Origin of the sequence: Dyadobacter sp. CY327, assembly GCF_021390415.1 — a bacterium.
Classification (GTDB): Bacteria; Bacteroidota; Bacteroidia; order Cytophagales; family Spirosomataceae; genus Dyadobacter; species Dyadobacter chenhuakuii.
In genome coordinates this window covers 1-26,702 of the sequence record NZ_JAJUXJ010000001.1, presented here as the reverse complement: position 1 = coordinate 26,702, position 26,702 = coordinate 1, and the positions used below count along the sequence as shown (strand labels likewise).

Sequence of the window (26,702 nt, the reverse complement as noted above, 5' to 3'; positions counted from 1 at the left end):
TCTGATGCTGAGGTTAATTTACTGCCGGTTGATTTTGATCAGTTCATCTGCGATTTTCCGGTCGTTGGACAATCGGGGCACTTTGTTCTGGCCGCCTAGTTTGCCATTCGCGCGCATGTAATCAATAAACGAGTTTTTGCGCAATGGCACCAGTTCCAGTGTTTTCAAAATGCTGCCTTTGATCAGATCTTTGTAATAGATGTTGAGTTCGATAAGCTTTCTGTCGACGTCGGCCACGAATTGTTCTTTATTGTTAGGCTCGACGGCAAATTCCACCAACCATTCATGATAAGGAAGTCCGCCATTTTCGGAATTTACCATTGGCGCAACCGTAAACTCGACAACTTCAACCTCAGGATGGCGTTCCATGGCATAACGCAATGCTTTTTCTATCTCCTCCCCGATCACATGTTCGCCGAATGCGGATATAAAATGCTTGATCCGGCCCGTTACCAGGATTTTGTACGGGTTTACAGAGACAAACCGCACCGTATCACCCAAAGAATAGCCCCATAACCCCGCATTATTATTCACGATCACCGCATAATTCTGCCCAACCTGCACTTCTCCGATGGATAATCGCCGGGGATTTTCGTCGAAGTAGTTTTCAACGGGAATGAACTCATAGAAGATGCCCGTGTCCAAAAGCAGCAGCAAACCGTCGTCTTTTTGAGAATCCTGGTAGGCGAAAAAGCCTTCCGAAGCAGGATATAGCTCAATCGAATCGATCTTCTTTCCAATAGATTCAAAGAGTTTGGCGCGGTAAGGCTCGAAATTGACCCCGCCATATATGAACAGCGAAAAGTCCGGAAAGACGTCTTTGATCTTTTTTCCGGTCCTTTCGATAATCTTGTCAAAATACATTTGTACCCACGGCGGAATGCCTGAAATCAGCGACATGCGCTGGTCGAGCGTTTCGTCGATGATCTTGTCCAGCTTCGTTTCCCAATCTTCAATGCAGTTCGTTTCGTAGCTCGGCATCTGGTTGGATCTGAGGTAACCCGGAACGTGGTGATTGGAAATACCTGACAAGCGGCCTGTCAGTACACCGCCTGTTTCCGTCAGGACTGGGCTTCCGGATAAGAAAATGAGCTTATTATCAAGAAATTGGGCTTTTTTGGTTTCTGCTATATACGTCAAAATGGCATTGCGGGCAGAATCAATGTGGTTGGAAATCGAGTCGCGGGAAATCGGAATGTACTTGGTTCCCGAAGTTGTGCCTGACGTTTTGGCAAAATATAAGGGCTTGCCGGGCCAGAGAATGTCTTCATCCCCGTTCTTTACCTTATCAATATACTTGTGAAGGTCTTCATAATCGTGGACGGGGACCGCTTCTTTGAAGTCGGAATAGCTGTGGATGTCCTTAAAAAAATGATCTTTTCCAAACTCCGTTTGAAGCGCTTTACGGACCAGATCACCCCTCCATTTTTCCTGCACTTCGACGCTCCGCGAGATCCAATCCTGTTGCTGCTGTACAATGTATCGAGCCAGCGGCTCACTCAATAGTGCTCTGATTCCCATAGTAAAAACAAAGGTACACAGGTTTTGTAAATTCTATTCTACAAGGCCGCCTAACAGGCTTTTTTGAGGCCAAAACGGCCATTAGCCGAAATTTTTTAAATGCCTTTGTTTGTGGTTATTTATCTGTAATTTTGCCATCCTGAAATCAAAGTGAGCGAAAATTTTAAAAAAATATATGGGATTGTTTGATTTTTTGACGAGCGATATAGCGATCGATTTGGGGACCGCAAATACCCTGATCATCCATAAAGATACAGTAGTTGTTGACGAGCCTTCTATCATTGCCATGGACAAAACCACAGGCAAAGTTTTAGCCATCGGACACACAGCTATGCAAATGCATGAGAAGACCAACGAGAATATCAAAACGATCCGCCCACTTAAAGATGGTGTAATTGCTGACTTTACTGCTGCCGAAATGATGATCCGTGGTATGATCAAAATGATCGATACCGGCAGCCGTTTTTTTACACCTTCCCACCGCATGGTGGTTTGCATTCCTTCCGGGATTACAGAAGTTGAAAAACGTGCCGTGAAAGACTCATGCGAGCATGCAGGCGCGAAAGAAGTATATATGGTGCACGAGCCGATCGCAGCTGCTATCGGGATCGGCATTGACATTACGCAGCCGAATGGTGTGATGATCGTTGACATTGGCGGTGGAACTACGGAAATCGCGGTTATAGCGTTGTCAGGGATTGTTTGCGAGCAGTCTGTACGCATTGCGGGTGATGTATTTACAAGAGACATTGTTGATTATATGCGCCGCGAGCACAATCTTTTGATCGGTGAGCGCTCTGCGGAATTGATTAAAATGGCCATCGGCTCTGCTTCTCCTGAACTGGAAATTCCATTGGACGATTATCAGATCCGCGGCCGTGACTTAATGACCGGGATTCCAAAGGAAATCCGTGTTACGTATAGTGAAATCGCTTATTCTCTCGATAAATCAATCTCTAAAATTGAGGAAGGTGTCATGAAGGCACTTGAAATTTCTCCTCCTGAACTTTCTGCGGATATATTTAAGAATGGTATTTATCTGACAGGCGGCGGGGCACTTATCCATGGCCTCGACCGACGCATCGCTCAGAAAACCAAGCTTCCCGTTCACATTGCGGATGATCCTTTAAAAGCCGTAGTGAAAGGAACAGGCGAAGTCCTTAAAAATCTTGAATTGTACAAGCCGGTACTGATTTCGTAGTATTGGATCGTTCACGATGTGAACACTTTAGCCCATGCTCCAACTCGTTGATTTCGTTGTCCGGAATCGTTTCTTTTTGGTATTTATTTTGCTGGAAGTTCTCAGTGTATGGTTAATCGTGCGCAGTAACACTTACTGGGGCGCAACTTATTTCAACACTTCGAATTATTATGTCGCCAAAACATTGGCTTTTTCTAATTCAGCAAAGGAATACACGAAACTGGACGAGGTGAACTCCGCATTAGCGAATGAAAATGCGCGGCTTCGTGCCACTGTTACGGCATTAACGCAGACAAAACCCATCGATTCGCCGGCTGGCTACGTTCCGGACTCATCATTTGCATCACGCTTCACATTTACCGTGGCAAAAGTGGTTGATAATGAGACCAACAAGACCAACAATGTGCTGACGATCGATAAGGGGAGCTCTGACGGGATCAAACCCGGGATGGGCGTTATTTCAGCGACCGGGGTAGTTGGGAAGGTCAGGTTTTGTTCAGAGAACTTTTCTGTGGTTACTTCCATCCTGCATTCGCAGTTCATGGTGTCGTCGAAGCTTGTCAGGAGCAAGGAAATTGGTTATGCCAAATGGCCTGGAAAGGATCCTAATTTCATTGATATGATCGATGTTTCGAAGTATACCAAGATCTTCAAGGGGGACTCCGCGGTTACTTCCGATCAAAATTCTGTTTTTCCTCCCGGCATTATGGTGGGTAGGGTGGAGACGGTAAGTGTGCATCCCAATCAGACCTTTTACAACATTGTATTGCGGCTTGCAACCGATTTCAGGAACCTCTCTTATGTTTATGTGGTACAAAATCAACAACTTGGGGAGCAGGATAGTCTTAAACTACGTACGATAAATACCAAATGAGTTTACGAGAGGCAATACAATATTCCCTGATGATCCTGTTGTATCTGTTCCTGCAGATCTTCTTCATGCGGAATGTCGTGTTGTTCAACTACGCTTTCTGTTTTATATACATTGCCGGTGTCTTGTTACTTCCTGCTGATGTAGACCGAATGTATCTTTTGCTGATTGCTTTCGGCATTGGCTTCACCGTAGACGTGTTTTCCAACACATTCGGGATGCACGCTTCGGCCACCGTCTTGATCGCTTACCTGAGACCTTTCCTTATCCATTACCAGATGAAATCCCGCGGCGCGGAACGTGCCGAGGTGGGAATAAGGGCGCAAGGTCTGGGCGCATTTCTTGGTTATGTCTTACCGCTCATCCTGCTGCATCATTCCATGCTCTTTTTAATGGAGATCAATCATTTTGGAATGATCCTTTACACACTGATCCGCATAGGCGCCAGTGTGCTGTTTACTACCCTTCTAATCATACTCCTGGAACTTTTTTCCAAACGTTAATATGACATTTTGACACGAAACCTTCGTGGCTCGAAATTTGATGTTGATACATTAAATACGGCAGGAGGCAATTCAATTTGGAATATTTTAGGATGCGGTTCCCGGTTGATTTATTTTTTATCGTGAAAAGATGGCTGTTAAGTAGCTTCAATAAGCCATTCATCAAATTTTAATTTGTACGATTTGGAGCTGTTGTTAATCTTTGTAAATTCAGCATTCCTATGTTAGTTGCCATGTCAGAAACGCTCACGACTAATGAATACACGGATGACCTTCGTTATGAAGTTTTTAACCGTGAGTTCATGCCACACATTGACTCCATGTATAATTTCGCCTTTCGCCTTACTATGGACGAAGACGATGCAAATGACCTGGTTCAGGACACATATTTAAAGGCTTTCCGTTTTATTTCTTCTTTTGAACAAGGCACCAATGCAAAAGCATGGCTTTTCCGGATTCTCAAGAATAGTTTTATAAATGATTACCGCAAGAAAAGTAAGGAGCCTTCCAAAGTAGATTATCAGGAAGTCGAAACTACTTACAACTCTGAGGAAGCTTCTGATACAACTTACACGGTCGATCTTCGGGCGGATGCAGTTCAGGAATTAATAGGTGATGAGGTTGCAAATGCATTAAATGCACTGCCGGTGGACTTCCGGACGGTGATCATTTTATGTGATATTGAAGGTTTTACATACGAAGAAATGGCCAAGATCCTGGACATTCCGATCGGTACTGTAAGGTCCAGATTGCACCGTGCGCGTAACTTATTGAAAGAAAAATTAAAGAGTTACGCGAGCTCGATGGGATATGATTCATAGGTTGTGAAACTTTTTTTGTAACCTCTTCGGTTATAGGGTACAACTGTACATATATTCCATTATTCCTTATTTTTCATTTTAATAATGAATGCATCCCCTACCACGCCTTCAATTAGTGAAGAAGCGCAAAAACAACCCATGAAGCAGAAATGCGAGCATCATCTTGAATGCATGAAGGTAATTCAGGCTATTCTTGACGATGAAGCAACCGAGGCCGAGAAGGATCATTTTCGTGAAAACATGGATAAATGCTTGCCTTGCATCGAGTCTTACAGACTGGAAAAATGCATCAAAGAATCCCTTAATTTTAAGATCGAAAAGAAGCCTTGCCCTGAGAGCATTCTAAAGACAATTATTTCAAAAATAAACAGTTAATGCTGTTCGTGTGAAAGGTAAGCTTATCATATTTTCCGCTCCGTCCGGTTCCGGAAAGACTACAATAGTAAGGCATCTTCTTAAAAAATATCCCGACCTTCTGGCTTTCTCTGTTTCTGCATCTACAAGGGAACAGCGCGACCATGAGGTGAACGGAAAAGATTATTATTTCATCCCGAAAAAGGAATTTCGGGAGCGCATTGCCAACAACGAGTTTGCGGAGTGGGAAGAGGTTTATGCGGGAAATTATTATGGCACATTCAAAACGGAAATTGAGCGGCTTTGGAATGAGGGGAAACAGGTTTTGTTTGATGTAGATGTAAAGGGCGGTCTCAAATTGAAAGAAATTTACCGTGACAATGCATTGGCCGTTTTTGTAAAAGTCTCTTCCGAAGCCGAAATCATCCGCCGTCTCAGCGAACGCGGCACAGAAACCGAAAAATCACTGGAAACCCGCCTTGGCAAAGTCCGTTACGAACTTAGCTTTGAAGATAAGTTTGACGTTGTGCTCGTTAATGATGATCTTGACGAAACACTCAAAAAAGCGGAAGCATTGGTTCTGGATTTTATTCAATGAAAATCGGGCTCTTTTTCGGATCATTCAATCCTATTCATGTCGGGCACCTGATCATTGCCAACACCATGGCCACATCGACTGATCTGGAACAGGTATGGTTCGTTGTCAGCCCGCAGAACCCATTTAAGAAAAACAGCAGCTTACTGCACGAATTTGACCGCTATGACCTCGTTCAGCGCGCCATTTCCGATAATGCTGCATTCCGGGCCACAGACGTGGAATTTCACATGCCCAGGCCCAGTTTCACCATTGACACATTGATCCGTTTGCAGGAGAAATTTCCGCAGCATGAATTTAGGCTGATCATGGGAGAAGACAATCTGGCACAGTTTCCAAACTGGAAAAACCACGACAAAATACTGGAATATACCGGCCTATACGTATATCCACGCCCGAATTCAAAACCGCATGCATTTGGCAATCATCCGGCTGTAAAATTTGTCGAAGCGCCTTTGCTGGACATATCTGCCACCTACATTCGCGCCAGTTTGCAGCATGGCAAATCCATCCGTTATCTCGTTCCGGAGCCTGTGGAACAACTCATTAAGATCAAAAAATTCTATCTCTGATCACAAAGGACGCGATTGGTAAGTAATCTCGCTCAGCAATCCCACTGCATTGAATTTCAGGATCACTTTCGGAGCATTTGATTTTGCCTTAATGTCATCGCATTGCTCGCCTTTGGAAAGAAAATAAACGTAGAACTTCTGATTTCTTTCGCCAAGTTGGTGAATGTCCGGACGGCCCAGTAAATCGCCTATATCGTCTGCAAATTTACCTTTTAGCTGCGGTTCAACGGTTTTAAAATCCTTTTCCAGCCCTGCGCGCACATCATTGCAGCCGCCTCTGTCGCCGCGCCATTTTACAAGGTCCAGGCTTCCGAGCTTATCGGGTGGTGAAGAGCAGGCAGCAAAGCCCAAAAGCATTGCAAACACCAAATACCTGGAAATCAACTTATTCATTACACTATCCTGATTTATTCCAAAACAAGGACGAATCTAATCATATAATTTCAGGAGGTGAATTTGTTTTGATACTTTTAGCGATACACCATACACGTCGCTGCATGAAAACATTTGCATTCATCATCCTTGGATTCGCTTTTTCTTTCCTATCACAAGCCCAGACAACCCCTGTGCAGCCCCGGGACGGAATGGACTGCTCCAATTTGTTTTTTCAGGCATTGCTGGACGAAGATGCCAAAGCTTTGGAAAGCCTGGTTTCAAACGATTTCAGCGTGGTAGGCTTGCAGGGACAGCCGATTGAAGGCCGCGCTTTGATACAAGCCGTTTCCCAAGGCATGATCGTCGTGGACTCGGGCATGCTTTCCGGTGCACGCACGCGTACATACGGGGATGTAACGCTAGTGAACGGAATGTGGGATGTGCGCGCACGCATTGAAAACAATGGGTTCCAGGGAACGCTTTCCTATATGTCGGTTTGTGTGAAGTCCGGCGGGCGCTGGAAAGTGGTTGCTGTGCAGTTTACGCCGGTTCAGTGACTAATAGAAACAAAAAAGAGAACCGGTGTGGTTCTCTTTCTCATTTTATCAAATCTCTGATTACTATACGTTCATCAATGATTCACGGCGGCGCATTTTGCCGGCTGGAATTCCGAACATCATTTTAAAGCGACGACAGAAATAAGCGGTGTCTTTGTAACCCACATCCGAGCCGATCGCACGAATGCTTTTCTTGGATGTACGCAGCAAATCAACGGCTTTTTCCATGCGCTGATATTCGATATAATCCTGTGGGTTGATTCCGGTAAGCATTTTGAAATATTGTCCTACGTAATCTTCGGACACGTTCGCAACATTAGCCAAAACCTTATTAGAAAGATCGCCACCCAGATTATCCTTGATGTAAGCGAAAATGTCGATCAAACGAGGATCTTTGAAATACGTGCTGTTTGTTACAAGTTGCTCAACAAACAATTTGTTTTTCAAGATGTAGCGAATGATCTCGATCACCACCTCTTCCGTCTTGATTTTGATGATACGGCCTTTTCCCGGTGTATCAAGCATATCTTCTGTCAGGATCTGGTTAATTGTGATCGCGATCTGATCGTCTCTTTTGATCAAAAACGGCGGAACGTCCAGAGAAGTGAAAAAGTTTACTGTATCAAAAACCTTGGCTTCAAAAGATATCAAACCAAATGAGTTAGGCAATTTTCCGATCAATGCCGGATCGTGGCCCGCCTCAATGTAATTATCACGGTTGGTCATGAACTCCTCATTCGAAACGGTCTTGGCAGTTTGCCCATTGCCATATGTCACCGTGGCATGCTTACCACCCGGAATGAAAAGCATATCGCCCTCCTCAACTCTTTGCGACTCTTCAGAACCAAAAGAAACCTCCCCGTCGTATAAAATTGTTAACGAATTCTGGACGTCGTAAAAGTTTTTGATGGTTATCGGTTGCAAAATTCTGATGTGACGCGCTTTCACAAACTTTACCCCCAGCGACTCAATAATCTTATTATAGTCTTCCATACTTGTTTATAATTAAGGGTCCTTTTGACCGTTGTTCCAAATTTTGTACAAATCTAATAAATTGTACAAAACTAATACAAGTATATATTGACAAAAAACTAAAAAAAAGTGATATTTCTGTATCATTTAAATCCAAGATTTCGAATAAATCGGCCAGGATGCCCTAAATCAAATTATTTCAGGAGCTCACGGGCGATTATAAGTTTTTGGATTTCAGAGGTACCCTCATAAATCTGGGTGATTTTTGCGTCGCGCATCAGGCGCTCAACATGATATTCTTTCACATAACCATAACCGCCATGAATCTGGACCGCTTCCGTAGTCAGCCACATGGCGGTTTCAGAGGCATATAGTTTCGCCATCGCCGAAGCTTGAATGTAATCTTTGCCTTCATCTTTGAGTCGGGCTGCTTTATAAACAAGTAAGCGTGCTGCTTCGAGCCTGGTCGCCATTTCCGACAATTTGAATTGAATGGCCTGGTGCTCGCTGATCGGTTTGCCGAAAGTCTTTCTTTGTTTGGAATATTGAAGGGATAACTCAAACGCGCCTGCCGCAATGCCAAGTGCCTGCGCCGCAATGCCGATCCGGCCACCATTCAATGTACTCATCGCAAACTTGAAGCCGAACCCATCCTCTCCAATCCTGTTTTCCTTAGGCACTTTCACGTCTGTAAAAAGCAACGAAGTGGTGTCGGATGCCCTGATGCCCATTTTGTTTTCTTTTTTACCAACCACAAAACCTTCAAGTCCCTTCTCTGCAATCAGCACATTGATTCCCTTATGCCCCTTTTCAGGATCGGTTTGCGCCATAACGAGGCAAATGTCGGAAGTGGCGCCGTTCGTGATCCAGTTTTTAGTGCCGTTCAATAAATAATAGTCGCCCATATCCACGGCAGTCGTGTGCTGGGAAGTGGCATCGGATCCCGCTTCCGGCTCCGACAAGCAGAATGCACCGATCATTTCGCCCGTAGCAAGCTTGGTGAGATATTTCGCTTTCTGTTCAGGCGATCCGAACATTTGCAGTCCCCAGCAAACCAGCGAATTGTTGACCGACATAATCACGCCTGCGGACGCATCCACCTTGGAAATTTCCTCCATAGCGATCACATAGGAAAGCGTGTCCATGCCTCCGCCGCCATATTCCGGCGAAACCATCATGCCCAGAAACCCCAGCTCGCCCATTTGCCGGAGGAGACCTTTGTCAAATTTTTGCTCATCATCCCGCTCAATGACGCCGGGGAATAAATGATTTACAGCAAAATCGCGGGCTGCTTCCTGAACGGCTACATGCTCTTCACTGAGGTTGAAATCCATTCCAAATAACTGTGCATGATATGGCATGACGTGATTATTTATGTTAAGTTTGCTCAAATTTTGCTGCAAAAAATGCCTGTTCTTACCGTTTTTTATACAAAACTCCTTCTTAACCTTCTGCTCACGTTTGGAATAATCTGGACGATCAGCAAGTCGGGGCTCTTCGCTAAATGGCAAAAAGAGAACGAAAAAGTGGTTTTAGGGATTGCTTTTGTTTTGCTTAGACTCATTCCCTGGATAGGCATTTTCCTGATCGTTAATGAAGATCCGAGAGGCGACATTCCTTTCTTTTTTTACAAAGCGGAAGCCGCAAAGGCAGGCGGCTTCGTGTATCGCGATTTCTGGTCTTACCATGCGCCGCTGTATGCTTACATTATAAGCATACCGGTCTGGATCTGGCATAATTCCCGTGCCATTGTGCTGTTTATGGTCCTTATGGAAAGCTTTATACTCTGGCTTACTTACAGCACTTATAAAAGCCGGATTAACAATGCTTTACAACTGGCTGTCATTTATTATATGCTTCCTGCCGGGTTTATGTACATTCTCGTGGATGGGCAGGAAGAGGTTTGGTTTTGGGGCGCTGCACTGATTATCTGGCGCTTTACCATTAAAAAACCCGTTAATTACGAAGTCGGCATTGGGCTGCTGTATGCTTTGGCGCTACTGACGATCAAGGTAACCTTTATTTTCTTATTGCCTGCACTTTTGCTGGTTGTCAAAAAACCAATCAAAATGCTTTTGGTGATGGCAGCGGTTGGGCTGCCGGCCGTTGGATTTCTTTACTGGCAGATCGGTGATCTGTTTTTAATGCCTATTCAGCATACGGAGCAGCTAATGACGCCTAATCTGTTTTCAATAACAAGGCCGTTTGTTGAGCTGTTTTATACCGTGGATGAGAAAAAATCAACTATGATCAACTGGATTGGGCTGCTGTTCACGGTTTTCGTTCCTGCATTTATGGCTTATAAAGCGCGGCACCGGCATATTAATGAAGTGCTTCCCGGCATTTTCATTGCCTGTTTTGTGTGTATGATGATTTTCCAGGCAAGTGCTATGGGTGCTTATCTGATCGCTTACTTAATGGCCGTTCTTTTTGAGATCATTGATGTCCGGAAAACATTCCACGTCGTGGTTTTACTGGCAGTGAACTGGCTTACGGTGGTGCAGCCGTTTGTTTGGGTTTATATCAAACAGCCTGCCTACACGTCTCTGGGCATGTTCAGCAACATTTCCTACTTATTCGAATATTGCCTGCAAATCCTCAATGTGCTGTGCTTTTTCTGGATCCTGCGAGAAACTTACCGCAAAGTGGTTTCTGAAAAACTGACAACTGCATGAGCATCGTCCTGGCAAAATTAGGCATCAGCCTGATTTGTATCTTACTGGTTGGGATTGTTCTTTTCAAAAAGGATGCGCTTACAAAATGGCTGGAAAATAAGTCTGTTAATATAATGTTAGCCGCTGGCTGGGCTCTTTTCCGGCTTGCACCTTTCATATTAATCTATCTTATTGCCGGCCTCGAACCTACTTCCGACGTCAATGGCTTTTGGGACGAAGGCAGCAAAGCATCATTAGGGCAAATCGTTTACCGCGATTTCTGGTCGCCCTACTCGCCTCTTTATCCCTACTCTTTGGGTGCATTCCTGAAAATCTGGTATCATCCCAAAATGATCGTGTTAACCATGGCGATCATGGATGGCGTTGCGTTGTGGGCTTCTTACCATTTTTTCCGTCCGTTTCAGTCGCGCGGCATTTTCCTTTTCAAATCGCTGCTTTATTATCTTTTACCGGGCGGCCTGGTGCTTTGCATTATCGGTGCTCAGGAAGATGTTTGGATGTGGCTGTTTGTGATCCTGGCTTATCTCGTACGCGAGCGGACATTGCGGGTTGAATGGTATGCATTGGTTTTAGCATTGGGATTGCTGATGACGAAGGCCATTTTTGTGCTCATTCTGGTGCCTTTGTTTATTTTGGAAAAACATAAACTAAGGCTGGTTATTCCCATGGCCATTGTGGGCGTGATTTCGCTTGCTATTCTTTATCCGCTGGTGGGCTGGGAGTTTACCCAACCGCTGGACGAAGCCAAAACCTTGCGTGCGCCAAACATTCCGGCCATCATCAACCCCTGGTTTTTCAATCACATTGGTGTCGGCGAGAAGTTCTGGAACTGGATCGGGCTTGTTATTTCGGTTGGATTGGCCTGTCTGGCAGCATTAAGGCTTCAAAAAGCTGATTTTCGGGTCATGTTATCCCGCGTCTGGATTGTGCTTTATGCAACCATGATGATCGTCCAGCAAAGCGCTTACAGCAACTACATTTTCCTGTTCCTGATCCCGCTGGTTTTTTATGTAATTGATTGGAAAAGCCCGATTCAGGTTACATTATTGCTCATTTTCAATGTGCTGTGCGTGGTGCATCCTTCCTATTGGTGGCGGCTTGGTATGCCTTGCTATATGACGCCGTTTGATACATTTGCGTCGTTGGAACTATTTGTCGATTACGCTATGCAGGTTTGCATTGTGTTGCTGACAGGTTATTTTATATGGGTAGCATTCCCTAAGAGAGAGGCGGCCTTGTATCATTCAAAATCATAAGCTTCTTATACATTACAAAAAAGCCTTCGCTATGAACGAAGGCTTTTTGCATTGGAAAGGATAGTAATGCTATTCTATCTTATCAAAACCGCAGTAGGGAACCAGCGCAGCGGGAATTTTAACTGTTCCGTCGGCTTGCTGATTGTTTTCCAGCAATGCGGCTACAATCCGCGGCAATGCGAGTGCAGAGCCGTTTAATGTGTGCAGCAGCTGCGTTTTCTTGTCGGCAGTTTTGTATCTCAGTTTCAACCTGTTGGCCTGGTAAGTTTCGAAATTGGAAACAGAACTGCATTCCAGCCAGCGCTCCTGCCCGGCAGACCAGACCTCAAAGTCGTACGTAAGAGCCGATGTAAAGCCCATATCTCCTCCGCAAAGCCGCAGAATGCGGTAAGGCAATTCCAGCTTGGTCAAAAGACCTTTCACGTGCTCCACCATTTCATCCAAAGCTTTATAAGACTCCTCGGCTTTATTGATTTGAACAATTTCAACTTTATCAAACTGGTGCAAACGGTTCAAGCCTCGCACGTGGGCGCCCCAGCTGCCCGCTTCCCTGCGGAAACAGGGTGTATAAGCAACATTCTTCACCGGAAGCTCGTTTTCCGTAACGATCACGTCGCGATACAGGTTGGTAACCGGCACTTCTGCTGTTGGAATCAGGTAAAGGTCGTCCTGCGCATCGTGATACATCTGGCCTTCCTTATCCGGCAACTGGCCCGTAGCAAAACCTGAATCTGCATTGACTACAATTGGCGGCTGCACTTCTGTATAACCCGCCTTTCCCGCTTCGTCCAGGAAAAAAGCGATCATTGCTCTTTGGAGCCTGGCTGCTTTTCCTTTATAGACTGGAAATCCGGCACCTGAAATTTTGTTTCCTAATTTAAAATCAATGATTGGCGCCTGGTTTTTTCCAAGTTTTTCAATCAGCTCCCAATGGGGCAATGCGCCTTGTGGCAATACGGGCTTTTCACCTGCTTCAAGCACATTCACATTGTCTTCGGCTGTTCTTCCTTCCGGCACGCTCTCATGCGGCAAATTAGGCAGCTTAACGAGCTCTTGAAGCAACCTGGCCTCAACTTCCTTATGCGATTCATCCAATGACCTGGAACGCTCTTTCAAGACTGCGGTTTCGGCTTTCGCAGCTTCCGCTTCCGCGGTTGCTCCGGCTTTCATGAGTCCACCGATTTCCTTGGCTTTTGCATTGGACCGGGCCAATGTCTCGTCCAGGTTCTGCTGTAAACCTCTGCGCTTTTTATCTAATTCTATAATCAGGTCCACAGCTTCTGCTGCGTCTTTGAAATGCTTTTTTGTTAATCCGGCAATTGTGAAGTCACGGTTCTCGCGGATGAAATTCGTTTGTAACATATCAGGGTGCTGTAAAAATGTCCTTCATTGCATCTTCGTAGTAAAACAGGCGCTCATTAAGCACATTCAATGCTTCTGCCTTGTATTTGGAATGAATGAGCAGCGATAAGTTATGTTCTGATGCACCATACGAAATCATTCGTATAGGAATGTTTTTCATCGCATCCAGCACTTTTAAAGCAATTCCTTCTTTGTCTGCACTGAAATTTCCTACAATACAAATGATATTCTGATCGCGATCATGTTCCTCCAAATCAGCAAATTCCCGGAGCTCCGCAGTGATCTGTTCCAGATTTTCAGAATTGTCGATCGTCACTGAAACCGAGACTTCGGAAGTGGTGATCATATCGACAGGTGTTTTGTATTTTTCAAAAATTTCAAACACCCTACGAAGGAAGCCGTAGGCATTCAGCATACGGGTCGAATGAATGTAAATCGCGGTAATGTTATCTTTTGCCGCAATTGCCTTAATGTCGCGGTCCGAAGTCTGGTTTGCGATCAACGTGCCGGGCGCTTCGGGCTGCATGGTGTTTTTCAACCTTACCGGAACACCACGAAGCTTCGCTGGCGTGATCGTGCTTGGATGTAAAATCTTCGCTCCGAAATAGGCCAGTTCTGCCGCTTCTTCAAATGTCAGCTCGCGAATCGGGAAAGTTCTTTTTACAATGCGCGGATCATTATTATGCATTCCGTCAATGTCGGTCCAGATCTGGATTTCATCGGCACGGATCGCGCCACCAATAAGAGAAGCTGTGTAATCGGAGCCTCCCCTTTTCAGGTTATCCACTTCTTCTCGCGGGTTCCGGCAAATGAAACCCTGGGTAATGATGGTCTGCTTGTCTGTATATTGATTTAAAATCGTTACCAACTTATCTTCAATAGTTGCCAGTTCCGGCTCGCCGTCTGCATCGATGCGCATAAAATCAAGCGCAGGCAGCAATACTGACTTTTCTCCTTTTTCTTCCAAATAAGCCTGGAACATTTTGGTGCTCAGGATTTCGCCTTCTGCAACCAGTTCCTTTTCCTGCTTAATCGTGAAAGGCTTGATGCCGATGAGCGACTTGATAAAGCCGAATTCCGTCTCCACAATGTTCGTTCCCTCTTCCAAACCCTGCTCTGTGGCATACAACTCTTTGATAAAAAGCTGGTAATGTGCTTTCAAATCATCCATAAGCGAATTTGCCTTGGCATCATCATAAGCTTTTGCAGCCTCACCGATGGCGATAAGCGCATTGGTAGAACCCGATAATGCGGACAAAACAACGATTTTACGATTTGGATCGCTGTTAAGAAGTTCGCGGATTGAATGCATGCGTTCCGGCTTTCCTACCGAAGTCCCGCCAAATTTCCAGACTTGCATATTTAATGATTGAATGAGAGAATGAGTGAATGACTGAATGATTTAAAAACTTAATGATCTAACGATCTATAATCCCTTAGTAAGCGCCCGCCGTGGCGATCTGATTGTTTAAGCCTAGCATTTTAATCGCTGTAATTGCGGCTTCGTCGCCTTTGTTTCCGTGGACGCCGCCTGCGCGGTCCAGGGCTTGTTCCATATTATTGGGCGTCAGGACTCCGAAGATAACGGGCTTGCCGGATTTCAGACTTACATTGGTAATCCCTTGTGCCACAGCGTGATTAATATAATCGTTGTGCTTGGTTTCACCCTGGATGACTACGCCTAGTGCGATCACCGCGTCAATGTCCCTGCGCTCTGCGAACCATTGTGCACCTAATGTGAGTTCAAAGCTGCCCGGCACATTGCCTCTTTCAATGTTCTCCGGAGAAGCTCCGTTATTGATCAATGTTTGGTAAGCTCCTTCAAAAAGCTTCTCGGTCACCTCAGTATTCCATTCGGCAACGAGAATCCCAAACTTTTTTGAACTAATGTCCGGCAGGCCTTCCGTTTTGAAAACACTTAAATTCTTATCAGCACTCGACATAATGAATCAGCGGATTATTGGATGTAAATGATTGATTGGGCAAATAAAAAAAGGATAAAACCTTTGTCGGCTTTATCCTTTTCAGAAACAGTAATGGTTAACCATTATTTGCCGACCTGTCCCTCTAATACTCCCATGTATTTCTTCGCGTTTACCACTTCCGAGGAAAGAGGAAACTCGTCGATAACACGTTTATATGTGGACACCGCGTCAGCAGGCTGGTTTGCTTTTTCTTGTGCGATAGCTAATTTCATTAAATAAACCGGCGTGAAATATTCGTTTTTCTCATAGTCGGCAGCCTTTTTGTAAAAAGAAATAGCCTCAGCAGGTTGATTTTTTTCAAGATATGCGTCGCCGATCAATGATTGTGCACGCGCGTGGACCAAAAGATCAGATGAGCTGAATGATTGAAGATGCTTGATCGCATCATCATATTTTCCTTGCTTCAATAATGCCACACCGGCATAGAAATTGGCCAGGTTACTAGCATCAGTTCCTTTATAAGAATCAGCGATAGACAAAAGTCCTTCATTGCCACCGCTTCCGTTTAATGCTTTTTGTAATGAGTCAGCTTCAAAATCGTAAACGACATTTGCAAGTGCATCCTGGGCCGTGCCTTCCTGACCATCGATGTAAAAACGATATCCGGCAAAAGCGACAACTGCTAGCACAACCGCCCCTGCTATCCCTAAAACTATCTTGCGATTTTTAATAAAAAAAACCTCCGCTTTATTGATCTGGCCAGCTAATGCTTCCGGAGTTTCAATAATTTCAAGCCCGGATTCGTCCGTGTTTTTCTTGCTCATATCAATTAATTCGATTTTGGAGTGCAAAGTTATGAAAACTAAACGAAATTTTATTGCTAAAAAACATCGGAATAAACAAAAAAAACAGCACACCGGATAACCGATGCGCTGTCGCTATTTGAAAAGCTAAATATCAGATATACAAAGGAAATTGTTTCATCCAGTTATTGATCTCACCTTTCACGGCTGCGATCTTGGCATCCTGATCGTGATTAACAAGCACAGTATCAATGAAATCTACAATGCGTTCCATATCAGTTTCGACCATTCCACGCGTAGTTACCGCAGCAGTTCCAACGCGGATCCCGGATGTGATCATCGGTGATTTGTCATCGAAAGGCACCATGTTCTTATTAATGGTAATGTCTGCCTTAATCAATGTATTTTCTGCCAGTTTACCTGTTAAGCCTGGGTTCTGACCATTTTTCGTCCGAAGGTCGATCAGCATCAAATGGTTATCTGTTCCGCCGGAGATAATGCCGTAACCTTTATCCACAAATGCTTTGGCCATCGCCTGCGCATTCTTTTTCACCTGAACTGCGTAGTTATAGTATCCTTCGCTCAATGCTTCACCGAATGCAATCGCCTTAGCAGCAATGATATGCTCCAAAGGTCCGCCCTGTGTTCCAGGAAATACACCGGAATCCAAAAGCGAAGACATTGTGCGCAGCTGGCCTTTTGGCGTTTTGATACCAAATGGGTTTTCAAAATCATTACGCATCATGATCACACCACCACGAGGGCCGCGAAGTGTTTTGTGCGTTGTGGTTGTTACGATGTGGCAATGATCAAACGGATCATTCAATAAACCTTTGGCGATCAAGCCGGCAGGGTGAGCGATATCCGCCATCAATAATGCACCAATCTGATCCGCGATCGAGCGCAAACGTGCGTAATCCCAGTCGCGGCTATATGCGGAAGCTCCGCAGATCAAAAGTTTTGGACGCTCTCTTACAGCCGTTTCCTCTACTTTATCCCAATCTATTAATCCTGTTTCGGCTTCTACACCGTAAAATATAGGCTGAAAATATTTACCTGAAATGTTAACCGGCGAGCCGTGCGTCAGGTGACCACCATGCGAAAGGTTAAAACCCATGATTTTATCGCCTGGATTCAGGCATGCAAGAAACACAGCTGTATTCGCCTGTGCGCCAGAATGCGGCTGAACATTTGCCCAGGTTGCTCCAAAAAGCTCCTTCAGACGGTCAATTGCAATTTGTTCTATCTCATCTACAACCTCACAGCCACCATAGTAACGCTTACCTGGCAATCCTTCTGCATATTTGTTTGTCAACACGCTTCCAGCTGCTTCCATAACCTGCCTGGACGTGAAGTTCTCAGAGGCGATGAGCTCGATGCCAGATTCCTGACGATGTTTTTCTCTATTAATAAGATCAAAAATGGTGGTGTCACGTTCAACGCTTGTGAGTGTAGACATGGGTTGTATTGGGAAAATGGTGTGATGATTTCGTAGATTTGGGTGCAAAAATAAGAATATTTCTGGATGCGTTTATTTTTTAAATTATTTTAATAATATTCGTTTTGAGTTGTATTTTTGCTCTCCATTTCCTACCCTGTCTATTCATAAACTCTTATAAATAAATTCAAGCATAATATGAGCCAGCAATCGGTGAATTCACAAACAATTTTGATGCAAGCTTCCAACAACGGGAAGGGAACACCCGGAACGATCGGACAGCCAATCACCTACGAAAAAATACCGACTCAAATTTTCGCCGATTCCAAAGAGGCTTCCAATGCAGTGGCAAAGGAAATTGCAGACTTGATCCGCCAGAAGCAGAAAGAGGGTAAGAAATGTGTTTTGGGCTTAGCGACTGGATCATCACCGAAAACGGTTTATGCAATTCTCGTGCGCATGCACCGGGAAGAGGGTTTGAGTTTTAAAAACGTAATTTCATTCAACCTGGATGAATATTACCAAATGGAGCCGGAATCGATTTACAGTTACCACCGGTTCATGAAAGAGCAGCTGTTTGATCATGTAGACATTCCGAAAGAAAACTATTTCCTTCCGGATGGCACCGTTCCTCCTGCATTGCTACGTGATTACTGCACATCTTATGAAAACAAAATAAATGCTGTGGGCGGCCTGGACTTCCAGCTTTTGGGGATCGGGGGAAATGGTCACATTGGTTTCAACGAACCAGGATCGCTGATTAATTCACGCACAAGGCTGATCACACTCGATCATTCTACGCGTGTGGCGGCCGGGATGGAATTTGGCGGGCTGCATAATGTTCCCCGTAAAGCGATCACATTGGGTGTTGCGCCGATTTTGAACGCGCGCCGCATTGTGCTGCTGGCCTGGGGTGAGAGAAAAGCTTCGGTGATCCGCGGAGCGGTGGAAGGACCTGTTACAGAGCTAAATCCTGCTTCCTATTTGCAGGCGCATCCGGACGTTTCTTTCGTTGTGGATGAAAGCGCGGCTTCTGAACTTACCCGCATTAAAACGCCTTGGGCAGTTGATTCGGTGGTTTGGGATAATAAAATGATCAAAAAGGCGATCACGCATTTGTCGAGCTCGCTCAATAAGCCGATTCTTAAACTGACAGATAAGGATTATAACGATAATGGTATGAGCGATTTGCTGGCGCAATATGGTTCCGGCTATGAGATCAATATCAATGTATTTAATCAATTACAACATACTATTACCGGATGGCCGGGCGGTAAGCCAAATGCAGACGACACGCACCGTCCCGAAAGAGCGCAGCCATCTAAAAAACGCGTATTGATTTTCAGCCCGCACCCGGATGACGACATTATCTCCATGGGTGGAACATTCCAGCGATTGGTGGATCAGGGACATGAGGTGCATGTGGCTTACCAAACTTCCGGTAACATTGCCGTTGCCGATGATGAAGCATTGCGTTTTATCGATTTCGTAGTTGACTTCAATAAAGGATTCGGAATCGACAGCCCGCAAGCGAATCAGATGTTCCTGGATGCGAAGGAGTTTTTGAAACATACAAAAGACAGCGAAATTGACACGCCTGAGATCAGGAAGGTAAAAGGATTGCTTCGCCAGGGTGAAGCCAAGGCAACTTGCCGTTTTGTTGGCATCCCTACAAGCCAGGCGCACTTCCTCAACATGCCTTTTTACGAAACAGGGACCGTTCAGAAAAAACCGATCGGTGAAGAGGACATTAAGATCATTGAAAACCTGATCGAAGAAATAAAACCGCATCAAATCTATGCAGCCGGTGACTTCGCCGATCCGCACGGAACGCATAAAGTGTGCTGGGACGCTATTGAGGCAGCATTACAGCGCTCGAAACATAAAAACTTCATGAAGGACTGCTGGGTATGGTTGTACCGCGGCGCATGGGCTGAATGGGATATTTATGAAATCGAAATGGCTGTTCCAATGAGCCCGGATCAGGTTTTGAAAAAACGTCAGGGGATTTTCAAACACCAGTCTCAAAAAGACGGTGTGGTGTTCCAGGGCGAAGATTCGAGGGAATTCTGGCAGCGGGCGGAAGAGCGTAACCGCGCTACCGCACACTTGTATGATGAGCTTGGCTTAGCAGAATACGAGGCGATGGAAGCTTTTGTGAGGTGGAAATTCTAAGATTTTAATATATAAAGTAAAAGCCCGATGTGAGAACACCGGGCTTTTACTTTATATATCTTTTTGCATTTATAATTCCATATCCATCCACATTCGCTGGGCCATTTTTTCGACCATTTTGACAACGCCTTCGATGGCGCCGAAGATTATGCAGAGCGGCAGAATAATTGGCAAAAATATGAGCCACTGCAATGCCATCGTAAAGTTAAATCGTTTTGAAATTGGCGTTTTCATATCAGGTTCAGGTTATTAACATAGGAGTTTGATATCCCAAGTTAGCGTTTTTATTTATTGCCAACAAAGTAATTCTCCAAAAACGTTCGAAAAATGTAGAAAATTTTTATAAACAATGTAATTATTCTATTGTAGATTCTACTAAAAGCAAGTGCTACAAGGTTGCTACCCGCCGAAATTGAACCCGCTCTTAAAAAATTTTTGTTTATTTGTTATAGTTAAATAAATCAAAATTCCGACATGCCGTCTTCCGACATCATACAATTATTACCAGATTCCATAGCCAATCAAATTGCCGCCGGCGAGGTTGTTCAGCGACCTGCATCGGTGGTGAAGGAGCTTATGGAAAATGCAATTGATGCGAAGGCGAGTCATGTACAGGTTATTTTGAAAGAAGCTGGCAGAACATTGATCCAGATCATCGACGACGGCTCCGGAATGTCTGAAACGGATGCCCGGATGAGCTTTGAGCGGCATGCTACTTCGAAGATACGGCAGTCGGAAGATTTGTTCAGGATCCGAACAATGGGCTTCCGGGGCGAGGCGCTTGCTTCCATTGCCGCTATTGCACAGGTCGAGCTCAGGACACGTCAGGAATTTGATGAGCTGGGCACAATGATCCGGATCGACGGTTCGGAAATTAAGGCCCAGGAAGCAGTTGCTTGTCTGAAAGGCACCAATCTTTCGGTTAAGAACCTGTTTTTCAATGTTCCTGCACGACGCAATTTCCTGAAATCCAATTCGGTTGAAATGCGTCATGTCCTGGATGAATTTCAGCGCGTTGCGCTCGCACACCCGCAGGTTGCCTTTACATTACATCATAATGATACGGAGGTTTTCAACCTGCAATCGGGCAAGCTGGTTAAGAGAATTGTTGACATTTACGGAAAGAGTTATCGCGAGCAACTTGCTTTTTGTCAGGAAGATACGTCCTATATCAGCGTTCGGGGATACATTGGCAAGCCTGAATTTGCCAGAAAAACACGCGGCGAGCAGTTCTTTTTTGTAAACGACCGCTATGTGAAGCATAGTTACATGCACCATGCGGTTATCAGTGCATTTGACGGCACTATACCAGAAGGGAGCCATCCATTTTACGTCCTCTTCATTGAAATTGATCCTTCACACATTGATATAAACATTCATCCGACGAAAACGGAGATCAAATTTGATGATGAAAAGTCGGTGTATGCCATTGTAATGGCCGCCGTGAAGAAAGCTGTGGGCGTTTATAATTTATCTCAATCCATTGATTTTGATGATAACATTAATTTTCTGAACCCAACATCATCAGATCAAAACCATAATTTAATTCCAAGAACAGTAATGCCTGACTGGGCAGCCCAATCTAAAAAAGGCGAAAGCGGACAGTCCAGATCGAACCTTACCAATTGGAATAAACTCTTCGAAGGATTACAGAATACCGAAGACCGTAACCGTGAGCTGGCTGCATTTGAAACCAATGAAAGCACAGTTTCGAGACCATCATTCCAGGAGCAGCCAAAAACCATTGCCAGCAAGATCAACAGAATGGCCTCGGAGGTTATTTCTGCGCCGGAAAGCGATGCGGTGCTTTTTCAGCTTCATAACAGATACATTCTTTCACAGGTTAAAGACGGCATTATGCTGATCGACCAGAAGGCGGCTTATGAGAGGATCCTCTACGAACGATATCGTAAGATGCTTACAAACCGGAATGGAGCGTGTCAACAGTTGCTTTTTCCGAAAACGATCAGGCTGACACATTCGGATATGCAGCTTGTGAATGAGACGAAAAAGGAGATAAGAAGCCTGGGTTTTGAATTTGATGAGTTTGGATCCAATGAACTGATCATTCGGGGAATTCCGGCGGATTTACCGGAAGAGAGTGAGCAAGATCTTTTTGAAGAGCTTATCGAGCAACTAAAACAAAGCTATTCCGACCTTAAACTGAATAAACCCGAAAGCCTTTCGCGCTCACTGGCCAGACGCTTTTCTGTTCGTTATGCAGTAAAACTTTCGTTTGTAGAAATCCACACTTTAATTGACCAGCTTTTTGCATCCACAGACCCCAACAGAACGCCCAGCGGAGAAGCAATCATCGTGTTGCTCACAATGGATAAACTTACCAGTATATTTAAAGCCTGACGAACAAAAATATAGGGTCATCAGTTATTGAATAAATCTTGATTAAACACAAAATATGTTATCCATAACCCCTACTGTCAAGAATTTACTTATTCTCAATATTCTCTTTTTCGTAGTTGATTCCTACATTTTTAATCTTACCAATGTCTTTGCGCTGCGGTCTGTGTTTTCCCCTGCGTTTCTGCCGTTTCAGTTTGTAACGTACATGTTCTTGCATGGGAGCTTTGGGCATTTGTTCAGTAATATGTTCGGGTTATTTATGTTCGGACCATTGCTTGAGCGAGGCTGGGGGCCAAAGAAATTTTTGTTCTTTTACTTTTTTACGGGCATAGGGGCAGGAATGCTGTTCTCCGGGATTGATTATTTTGAAAACAGTCAGGTTAGGCAGGCTGTTGAAATATTTACTCAAAATCCGACGCCGGATGGACTCGTGGATTTTATGAGTAAACATGCTGAAAGAATTTACGAAGCCAACCTTGATTTTTTAAATAAGTTTGAAGAAAATCCAACAAATTCTGGCTACATTCAACAAAGTGTAGCGTTCGTAAATAGTTATTATCAAAGTTTGATCAATACGCCGCTGGTTGGTGCTTCGGGAGCAATTTTCGGCATCCTAATGGCGTTTGGTTTATTGTTTCCGAATACTGAGCTTTTCCTCCTTTTTGTTCCGTTTCCGATTAAGGCTAAATATTTTGTCGCTTTTTACGGGTTGTACGAATTATATGCTGGATTTCAGAATGCTCAGTCAGACAATGTCGCGCATTTCGCGCACATCGGAGGAATGCTATTTGCCTATATATTATTGCGTTACTGGAATACGCAAAGAACAAATTTCTATTGAGAGATGAGCAATATTGTTGATGACGTAAAGAGGGAGTTTGCCAAATCAGAGAATGCACTTGTAAAGATAATCCTTGTTAATGTTGCGGTCTTCTTGACTTTGCTGCTATTAAAGATTATTCTGACTCTTTCTCAATCCGCAAATGTTTACACTGCAGTGATTAATACGCTGCAACTTCCCGCAGCAACCAATGAGTTTTTGTACAGGCCCTGGACGCTGATCACTTATTTTTTCACACACGATGATATTTTCCATATCCTCTTTAATATGCTGTTCCTCTATTGGTTTGGGAAGCTAATTGATGAGTATTTGGGCGCAAAGCGTGTTATAGCGCTGTATATGCTTGGCGGGATAGCAGGCGGGCTGATTTACATTGTCCTTTACAATGCATTACCTTACTTCCAGGCTCACGTCGAAGGATCGAGAATGCTTGGCGCTTCGGCAGCTGCATTCTCTGTAGCAGTAGGTGCTTCTACTTTACTTCCCAACTACACCTTCAACCTTATATTCTTAGGTCCGATCAGGATTAAATTTATTGCTCTTTTTTACATTATCCTTTCTCTTGCGCAAACCGTTGGCCCTAACGCCGGAGGAAATTTAGCGCATTTGGGAGGTGCTTTTGTAGGATATGTTTTTATAAAATTATTACAAAGCGGAACAGACCTTGGCAAGCCGTTATATGCTGTGATGAATGTATGGTCCAGATTATTCCGCAAACGTCCTTCTATGCAGGTTACTTACCGCGAAAGACAAGTTTACCGAAGCACAAGTGTTTACTCCTCAGCATCGTCATCCGGAACAATTGAAATGCCAGATCAAACGGAAATTGATTCCATATTGGATAAAATTTCAAAATCGGGCTACGAAAGTTTGACGAGAGAAGAAAAGCAAAAGCTGTTCAAGGCAAGCCAGCAAAAATAAAGTCGGACTTAATGTCCTTATTTGCTTAATTTTGTCTGCATTTATTCCGCAAAAATTTGATTTCAAAAGCTTGAATATGCTTATAAAACCTGGGAAGTTATTAGCTAAGATTGATTCCCCTGAGGACCTACGAAAGTTAGACAGTTCCCAGCTTCCACAAGTATGTAACGAATTACGTCAGTTTATCATTGATAACGTTTCCGTCTATGGCGGGCATTTTGGTGCAAGTCTGGGCGTAGTTGAGTTAAGTGTTGCACTTCATTATGTGTTCAATACACCGGATGATCAGTTGGTTTGGGATGTGGGCCACCAGGCTTATGGTCATAAAATATTAACTGGCAGGCGGGATAATTTCCATTCCAACCGCACATATGGAGGCCTTTCAGGTTTCCCGAGACGCAGCGAAAGTATTTACGATGCCTTTGGGGTAGGACATTCTTCTACATCCATTTCGTCGGCATTAGGAATGGCTGTTGCATCTGCATTAGAGAAAAATTTCGAAAGACAACATATTGCCATTATAGGAGACGGCGCGATGACCGCGGGGATGGCCTTTGAAGGCATGAACCATGCCGGAGCAACAGATTCCAACCTGCTTATCATCTTGAATGATAACTGTATGGCTATCGATCCTAATGTCGGCGCGCTGAAAGAATATCTTACCGATATTACCACTTCTCAAACCTATAATAAGTTCAGGGACGAGGTTTGGAATATGCTCGGTAAGATGAGCAATTTCGGTAAGAGTGCCCAGGAGATCGTTTCGAAAGTGGAAACGGTGATGAAAACTGCTATCCTTCGTCAGAGCAATCTTTTTGAATCACTAGGGCTAAGATATTTCGGTCCTATTGACGGCAATGACATCAGCCATCTTACTGAGGTTTTAAAAGACTTAAAAAGCATTCCGGGACCAAAGTTGTTACACTGCCTTACTGTAAAAGGTAAAGGTTATGGTCCCGCTGAAAAAGACCAAACGAAATGGCATTCCCCTGGTATTTTTGATAAGATCACAGGAGAAATTAAAATAAAGGTTTACGATCAGCCACAAGCACCAAAATATCAGGATGTTTTTGGCAACACCATTGTAGAGCTCGCGGAGCAAAATCCTAAGATTGTTGGTGTAACGCCAGCCATGCCATCCGGTTCATCATTGAACATTATGATGGACGTTATGCCCAAAAGAGCATTTGATGTCGGTATCGCTGAACAGCATGCTGTAACATTCTCCGCAGGAATGGCGACGCGGGGTGAAGTTGTTTATTGCAATATATATTCAACCTTCATGCAACGGGCCTATGATCAGGTCATTCACGATGTCTGCATTCAGGAGCTGCCTGTGATCTTCTGTCTCGACAGAGCAGGCTTGGTAGGCGCAGATGGCCCTACCCATCATGGGCTTTATGACATTGCCTTTATGCGTTGCATCCCTAATATGGTTGTTGCTTCGCCTATGAATGAACAGGAGCTGAGAAATTTGATGTACACGGCGCAGCTAGATTCGTTTCAGTCAGGAAAGCAAGCATTCACAATTAGATATCCCCGGGGTTCGGGCGTAATGCCTAACTGGAAAACACCGTTTGAAGAAATTCAGATTGGCAAAGGAAGAAAACTGAGAAGTGGTGAAGACATTGCAATTCTCTCATTCGGGCCTCTTGGAAACTTTGCACTGAAAGCTTGTGAAGGGTTGGAACTGCACGGCATTTCGGCAGGACTGTATGATATGCGTTTTACAAAGCCATTAGACGAGGCTCTGCTGCACGAAGTATTCAAATCCTATGACAGGGTCATTACACTAGAAGATGGCTGCTTACAAGGAGGATTTGGCAGCGCTATCATAGAATTCATGGCCGACAACGGATATTCTTCCATCGTAAAGCGGTTGGGCATTCCAGACAATATCGTAGAGCACGGCGAACCAAATGAACTTTACCGCGAATGTGGAGTCGATTCAGAAGGCATCATCAAGGCAGTTCAAGAGTTTTTAAATGCCAGGTCTAATGCTAAGACTGTTGTTTTGAATTAAGGATTGCCTTGATAAGTTTGAATGTGGCTGCTTGGAAACTAAGCAGCCATTTTTGTTTTAACTAGCTAATGGAAAGATAGAACAGTGCGTTTTTCCATCAATTGCTGTGTAGAATATAGTATCAGCGTTGTACGCTTGCTATTTACACGACTTGTGAAATGAACAAGCCCCAGAAAAACGAGCGTACTAAGCACTGAAAACCTGTCATTGTGAGAATAGTCTGTCATTGGTATAGTGGGGGCCAGGCTGCACGCCTTTGATGATGCGATCTGCCAACTTTATCTGGTCGGACCGCGCAGGTTTGAACGAAGCGTGCAGGCCAAGCTTCGCAGCGCGGTATCGTCGGCCGTGCCTTAACAACCACAAAAAAGACCATCCTTATGAGACGGTCCTATTCACATTACGCGATTCCCTCAGGCACAAAAAAAGACCATCCTTATGAGATGGTCTTTAAATGGTATTGTGGCGGCTACCTACTTTACCAGGTTTGATCCAAGTATCATCGGCGGTTCTGGGCTTAACTTCTCTGTTCGGGATGGGAAGAGGTGAACACCAGGCCAATAGCCACCAACAAGGTCTT

25 protein-coding genes and 1 rRNA gene are annotated in these 26,702 nt (G+C 44.4%); 15 read left to right on the top strand and 11 right to left on the bottom strand.

Going from position 1 to position 26,702, the window contains the following annotated elements; translation table 11 throughout:
* Positions 1-18 precede the first annotated feature (18 nt).
* Entirely contained in the window at positions 19-1,521 is a 1,503-nt protein-coding gene (locus LZG74_RS00130; protein ID WP_233794650.1) for a GH3 auxin-responsive promoter family protein, read from the bottom strand.
* 175 nt (positions 1,522-1,696) lie between these two features.
* Between LZG74_RS00130 and LZG74_RS00125 the strand changes: the two genes are divergently transcribed.
* The 7 genes from LZG74_RS00125 to nadD all read left to right on the top strand — a co-directional run bounded on the left by LZG74_RS00125 (position 1,697) and on the right by nadD (position 6,438).
* A complete protein-coding gene (locus LZG74_RS00125) occupies positions 1,697-2,722 on the top strand; it encodes a rod shape-determining protein (protein WP_019946014.1) in 1,026 nt (341 codons plus the stop codon).
* A gap of 34 nt (positions 2,723-2,756) precedes the next feature.
* Entirely contained in the window at positions 2,757-3,596 is an 840-nt protein-coding gene (mreC, locus tag LZG74_RS00120; RefSeq protein ID WP_026629635.1) for a rod shape-determining protein MreC, read from the top strand.
* A complete protein-coding gene (locus tag LZG74_RS00115; protein ID WP_026629636.1) occupies positions 3,593-4,096 on the top strand; it encodes a hypothetical protein in 504 nt (167 codons plus the stop codon). Before mreC ends, LZG74_RS00115 begins: the two co-directional genes overlap by 4 nt.
* A 221-nt stretch (positions 4,097-4,317) precedes the next feature.
* The gene (locus LZG74_RS00110) at positions 4,318-4,917 is read left to right on the top strand and encodes a sigma-70 family RNA polymerase sigma factor (protein WP_035360656.1); all 600 of its coding nucleotides are present in this window, start codon (positions 4,318-4,320) and stop codon (positions 4,915-4,917) included.
* Between the two features lie 84 nt (positions 4,918-5,001).
* Complete coding sequence (locus tag LZG74_RS00105) at positions 5,002-5,292, top strand: phosphohydrolase (RefSeq protein WP_233794649.1); 291 nt, start codon at positions 5,002-5,004, stop codon at positions 5,290-5,292.
* 10 nt (positions 5,293-5,302) lie between these two features.
* Positions 5,303-5,869, top strand: a complete 567-nt coding sequence (gmk, locus tag LZG74_RS00100; RefSeq protein ID WP_026629639.1) for a guanylate kinase — start codon at positions 5,303-5,305, stop codon at positions 5,867-5,869.
* On the top strand, positions 5,866-6,438 hold the full coding sequence (nadD, locus tag LZG74_RS00095; RefSeq protein ID WP_233794648.1) for a nicotinate (nicotinamide) nucleotide adenylyltransferase: 573 nt from the start codon (positions 5,866-5,868) through the stop codon (positions 6,436-6,438). Before gmk ends, nadD begins: the two co-directional genes overlap by 4 nt.
* Here the strand turns inward: nadD and LZG74_RS00090 are convergent, their stop codons facing one another.
* Positions 6,439-6,831: a hypothetical protein gene (locus LZG74_RS00090; RefSeq protein ID WP_233794647.1), complete on the bottom strand. Its 393-nt coding sequence runs from the start codon at positions 6,829-6,831 to the stop codon at positions 6,439-6,441.
* Between the two features lie 104 nt (positions 6,832-6,935).
* Between LZG74_RS00090 and LZG74_RS00085 the strand changes: the two genes are divergently transcribed.
* Positions 6,936-7,370 (top strand): nuclear transport factor 2 family protein, encoded by a 435-nt coding sequence (locus LZG74_RS00085; protein WP_233794646.1) that lies wholly within the window; start codon positions 6,936-6,938, stop codon positions 7,368-7,370.
* Between the two features lie 63 nt (positions 7,371-7,433).
* Here the strand turns inward: LZG74_RS00085 and LZG74_RS00080 are convergent, their stop codons facing one another.
* Complete coding sequence (locus tag LZG74_RS00080; protein WP_026629643.1) at positions 7,434-8,363, bottom strand: AraC family transcriptional regulator; 930 nt, start codon at positions 8,361-8,363, stop codon at positions 7,434-7,436.
* Between the two features lie 173 nt (positions 8,364-8,536).
* Positions 8,537-9,676, bottom strand: a complete 1,140-nt coding sequence (locus LZG74_RS00075) for an acyl-CoA dehydrogenase (protein ID WP_233796317.1) — start codon at positions 9,674-9,676, stop codon at positions 8,537-8,539.
* 72 nt (positions 9,677-9,748) lie between these two features.
* Between LZG74_RS00075 and LZG74_RS00070 the strand changes: the two genes are divergently transcribed.
* Together LZG74_RS00070 and LZG74_RS00065 are read left to right on the top strand one after the other, a co-directional pair.
* A complete protein-coding gene (locus tag LZG74_RS00070; protein ID WP_233794645.1) occupies positions 9,749-11,017 on the top strand; it encodes a hypothetical protein in 1,269 nt (422 codons plus the stop codon).
* The gene (locus tag LZG74_RS00065) at positions 11,014-12,273 is read left to right on the top strand and encodes a hypothetical protein (RefSeq protein ID WP_233794644.1); all 1,260 of its coding nucleotides are present in this window, start codon (positions 11,014-11,016) and stop codon (positions 12,271-12,273) included. The genes LZG74_RS00070 and LZG74_RS00065 overlap by 4 nt, the downstream gene beginning before the upstream one ends.
* 69 nt (positions 12,274-12,342) lie before the next feature.
* On the opposite strand, the gene serS is transcribed toward LZG74_RS00065, so the two are convergent.
* The 5 genes from serS to glyA all read right to left on the bottom strand — a co-directional run bounded on the left by serS (position 12,343) and on the right by glyA (position 17,822).
* Positions 12,343-13,635: a serine--tRNA ligase gene (gene serS, locus LZG74_RS00060; RefSeq protein WP_233794643.1), complete on the bottom strand. Its 1,293-nt coding sequence runs from the start codon at positions 13,633-13,635 to the stop codon at positions 12,343-12,345.
* A gap of 1 nt (position 13,636) precedes the next feature.
* Positions 13,637-14,995, bottom strand: a complete 1,359-nt coding sequence (locus tag LZG74_RS00055) for an aspartate kinase (protein ID WP_233794642.1) — start codon at positions 14,993-14,995, stop codon at positions 13,637-13,639.
* A gap of 76 nt (positions 14,996-15,071) precedes the next feature.
* Positions 15,072-15,578, bottom strand: coding sequence for a 6,7-dimethyl-8-ribityllumazine synthase (ribH, locus tag LZG74_RS00050; protein WP_233794641.1), 507 nt, complete (start codon positions 15,576-15,578; stop codon positions 15,072-15,074).
* Between the two features lie 104 nt (positions 15,579-15,682).
* Positions 15,683-16,384: a tol-pal system YbgF family protein gene (locus LZG74_RS00045; RefSeq protein WP_026629650.1), complete on the bottom strand. Its 702-nt coding sequence runs from the start codon at positions 16,382-16,384 to the stop codon at positions 15,683-15,685.
* Positions 16,385-16,517: 133 nt separating this feature from the next.
* Complete coding sequence (gene glyA / locus LZG74_RS00040) at positions 16,518-17,822, bottom strand: serine hydroxymethyltransferase (RefSeq protein ID WP_233794640.1); 1,305 nt, start codon at positions 17,820-17,822, stop codon at positions 16,518-16,520.
* Between the two features lie 213 nt (positions 17,823-18,035).
* Between glyA and nagB the strand changes: the two genes are divergently transcribed.
* Positions 18,036-19,976 carry a glucosamine-6-phosphate deaminase gene (gene nagB / locus LZG74_RS00035; protein ID WP_026629652.1) on the top strand — a complete coding sequence of 647 codons (1,941 nt, stop codon included), beginning with the start codon at positions 18,036-18,038 and terminating at the stop codon, positions 19,974-19,976.
* A 69-nt stretch (positions 19,977-20,045) separates the two neighbouring features.
* Here the strand turns inward: nagB and LZG74_RS00030 are convergent, their stop codons facing one another.
* Positions 20,046-20,210 (bottom strand): hypothetical protein, encoded by a 165-nt coding sequence (locus LZG74_RS00030; RefSeq protein WP_169720018.1) that lies wholly within the window; start codon positions 20,208-20,210, stop codon positions 20,046-20,048.
* Between the two features lie 240 nt (positions 20,211-20,450).
* On the opposite strand from LZG74_RS00030, the gene mutL reads away from it, so the two are divergent.
* The 4 genes from mutL to dxs all read left to right on the top strand — a co-directional run bounded on the left by mutL (position 20,451) and on the right by dxs (position 26,122).
* A complete protein-coding gene (mutL, locus tag LZG74_RS00025) occupies positions 20,451-22,337 on the top strand; it encodes a DNA mismatch repair endonuclease MutL (protein WP_233794639.1) in 1,887 nt (628 codons plus the stop codon).
* A gap of 55 nt (positions 22,338-22,392) precedes the next feature.
* Positions 22,393-23,178 carry a rhomboid family intramembrane serine protease gene (locus LZG74_RS00020; protein WP_233794638.1) on the top strand — a complete coding sequence of 262 codons (786 nt, stop codon included), beginning with the start codon at positions 22,393-22,395 and terminating at the stop codon, positions 23,176-23,178.
* A gap of 3 nt (positions 23,179-23,181) precedes the next feature.
* Entirely contained in the window at positions 23,182-24,099 is a 918-nt protein-coding gene (locus LZG74_RS00015; RefSeq protein WP_233794637.1) for a rhomboid family intramembrane serine protease, read from the top strand.
* A 76-nt stretch (positions 24,100-24,175) separates the two neighbouring features.
* Positions 24,176-26,122 (top strand): 1-deoxy-D-xylulose-5-phosphate synthase, encoded by a 1,947-nt coding sequence (dxs, locus tag LZG74_RS00010; protein WP_233794636.1) that lies wholly within the window; start codon positions 24,176-24,178, stop codon positions 26,120-26,122.
* 460 nt (positions 26,123-26,582) lie between these two features.
* Here the strand turns inward: dxs and rrf are convergent.
* A 5S ribosomal RNA gene (gene rrf / locus LZG74_RS00005) occupies positions 26,583-26,694 on the bottom strand.
* Positions 26,695-26,702 lie beyond the last annotated feature (8 nt).

Coding starts and splice junctions, on each gene's coding strand:
- LZG74_RS00130 (WP_233794650.1), bottom strand. CDS start 1,521: ATGGGAATCAGAGCACTATTGAGTGAGCCGCTGGCTCGATACATTGTA.
- LZG74_RS00125 (WP_019946014.1), top strand. CDS start 1,697: ATGGGATTGTTTGATTTTTTGACGAGCGATATAGCGATCGATTTGGGG.
- mreC (WP_026629635.1), top strand. CDS start 2,757: ATGCTCCAACTCGTTGATTTCGTTGTCCGGAATCGTTTCTTTTTGGTA.
- LZG74_RS00115 (WP_026629636.1), top strand. CDS start 3,593: ATGAGTTTACGAGAGGCAATACAATATTCCCTGATGATCCTGTTGTAT.
- LZG74_RS00110 (WP_035360656.1), top strand. CDS start 4,318: ATGTTAGTTGCCATGTCAGAAACGCTCACGACTAATGAATACACGGAT.
- LZG74_RS00105 (WP_233794649.1), top strand. CDS start 5,002: ATGAATGCATCCCCTACCACGCCTTCAATTAGTGAAGAAGCGCAAAAA.
- nadD (WP_233794648.1), top strand. CDS start 5,866: ATGAAAATCGGGCTCTTTTTCGGATCATTCAATCCTATTCATGTCGGG.
- LZG74_RS00090 (WP_233794647.1), bottom strand. CDS start 6,831: ATGAATAAGTTGATTTCCAGGTATTTGGTGTTTGCAATGCTTTTGGGC.
- LZG74_RS00085 (WP_233794646.1), top strand. CDS start 6,936: ATGAAAACATTTGCATTCATCATCCTTGGATTCGCTTTTTCTTTCCTA.
- LZG74_RS00080 (WP_026629643.1), bottom strand. CDS start 8,363: ATGGAAGACTATAATAAGATTATTGAGTCGCTGGGGGTAAAGTTTGTG.
- LZG74_RS00075 (WP_233796317.1), bottom strand. CDS start 9,676: ATGGATTTCAACCTCAGTGAAGAGCATGTAGCCGTTCAGGAAGCAGCC.
- LZG74_RS00070 (WP_233794645.1), top strand. CDS start 9,749: ATGCCTGTTCTTACCGTTTTTTATACAAAACTCCTTCTTAACCTTCTG.
- LZG74_RS00065 (WP_233794644.1), top strand. CDS start 11,014: ATGAGCATCGTCCTGGCAAAATTAGGCATCAGCCTGATTTGTATCTTA.
- serS (WP_233794643.1), bottom strand. CDS start 13,635: ATGTTACAAACGAATTTCATCCGCGAGAACCGTGACTTCACAATTGCC.
- LZG74_RS00055 (WP_233794642.1), bottom strand. CDS start 14,995: ATGCAAGTCTGGAAATTTGGCGGGACTTCGGTAGGAAAGCCGGAACGC.
- ribH (WP_233794641.1), bottom strand. CDS start 15,578: ATGTCGAGTGCTGATAAGAATTTAAGTGTTTTCAAAACGGAAGGCCTG.
- LZG74_RS00045 (WP_026629650.1), bottom strand. CDS start 16,384: ATGAGCAAGAAAAACACGGACGAATCCGGGCTTGAAATTATTGAAACT.
- glyA (WP_233794640.1), bottom strand. CDS start 17,822: ATGTCTACACTCACAAGCGTTGAACGTGACACCACCATTTTTGATCTT.
- nagB (WP_026629652.1), top strand. CDS start 18,036: ATGCAAGCTTCCAACAACGGGAAGGGAACACCCGGAACGATCGGACAG.
- LZG74_RS00030 (WP_169720018.1), bottom strand. CDS start 20,210: ATGAAAACGCCAATTTCAAAACGATTTAACTTTACGATGGCATTGCAG.
- mutL (WP_233794639.1), top strand. CDS start 20,451: ATGCCGTCTTCCGACATCATACAATTATTACCAGATTCCATAGCCAAT.
- LZG74_RS00020 (WP_233794638.1), top strand. CDS start 22,393: ATGTTATCCATAACCCCTACTGTCAAGAATTTACTTATTCTCAATATT.
- LZG74_RS00015 (WP_233794637.1), top strand. CDS start 23,182: ATGAGCAATATTGTTGATGACGTAAAGAGGGAGTTTGCCAAATCAGAG.
- dxs (WP_233794636.1), top strand. CDS start 24,176: ATGCTTATAAAACCTGGGAAGTTATTAGCTAAGATTGATTCCCCTGAG.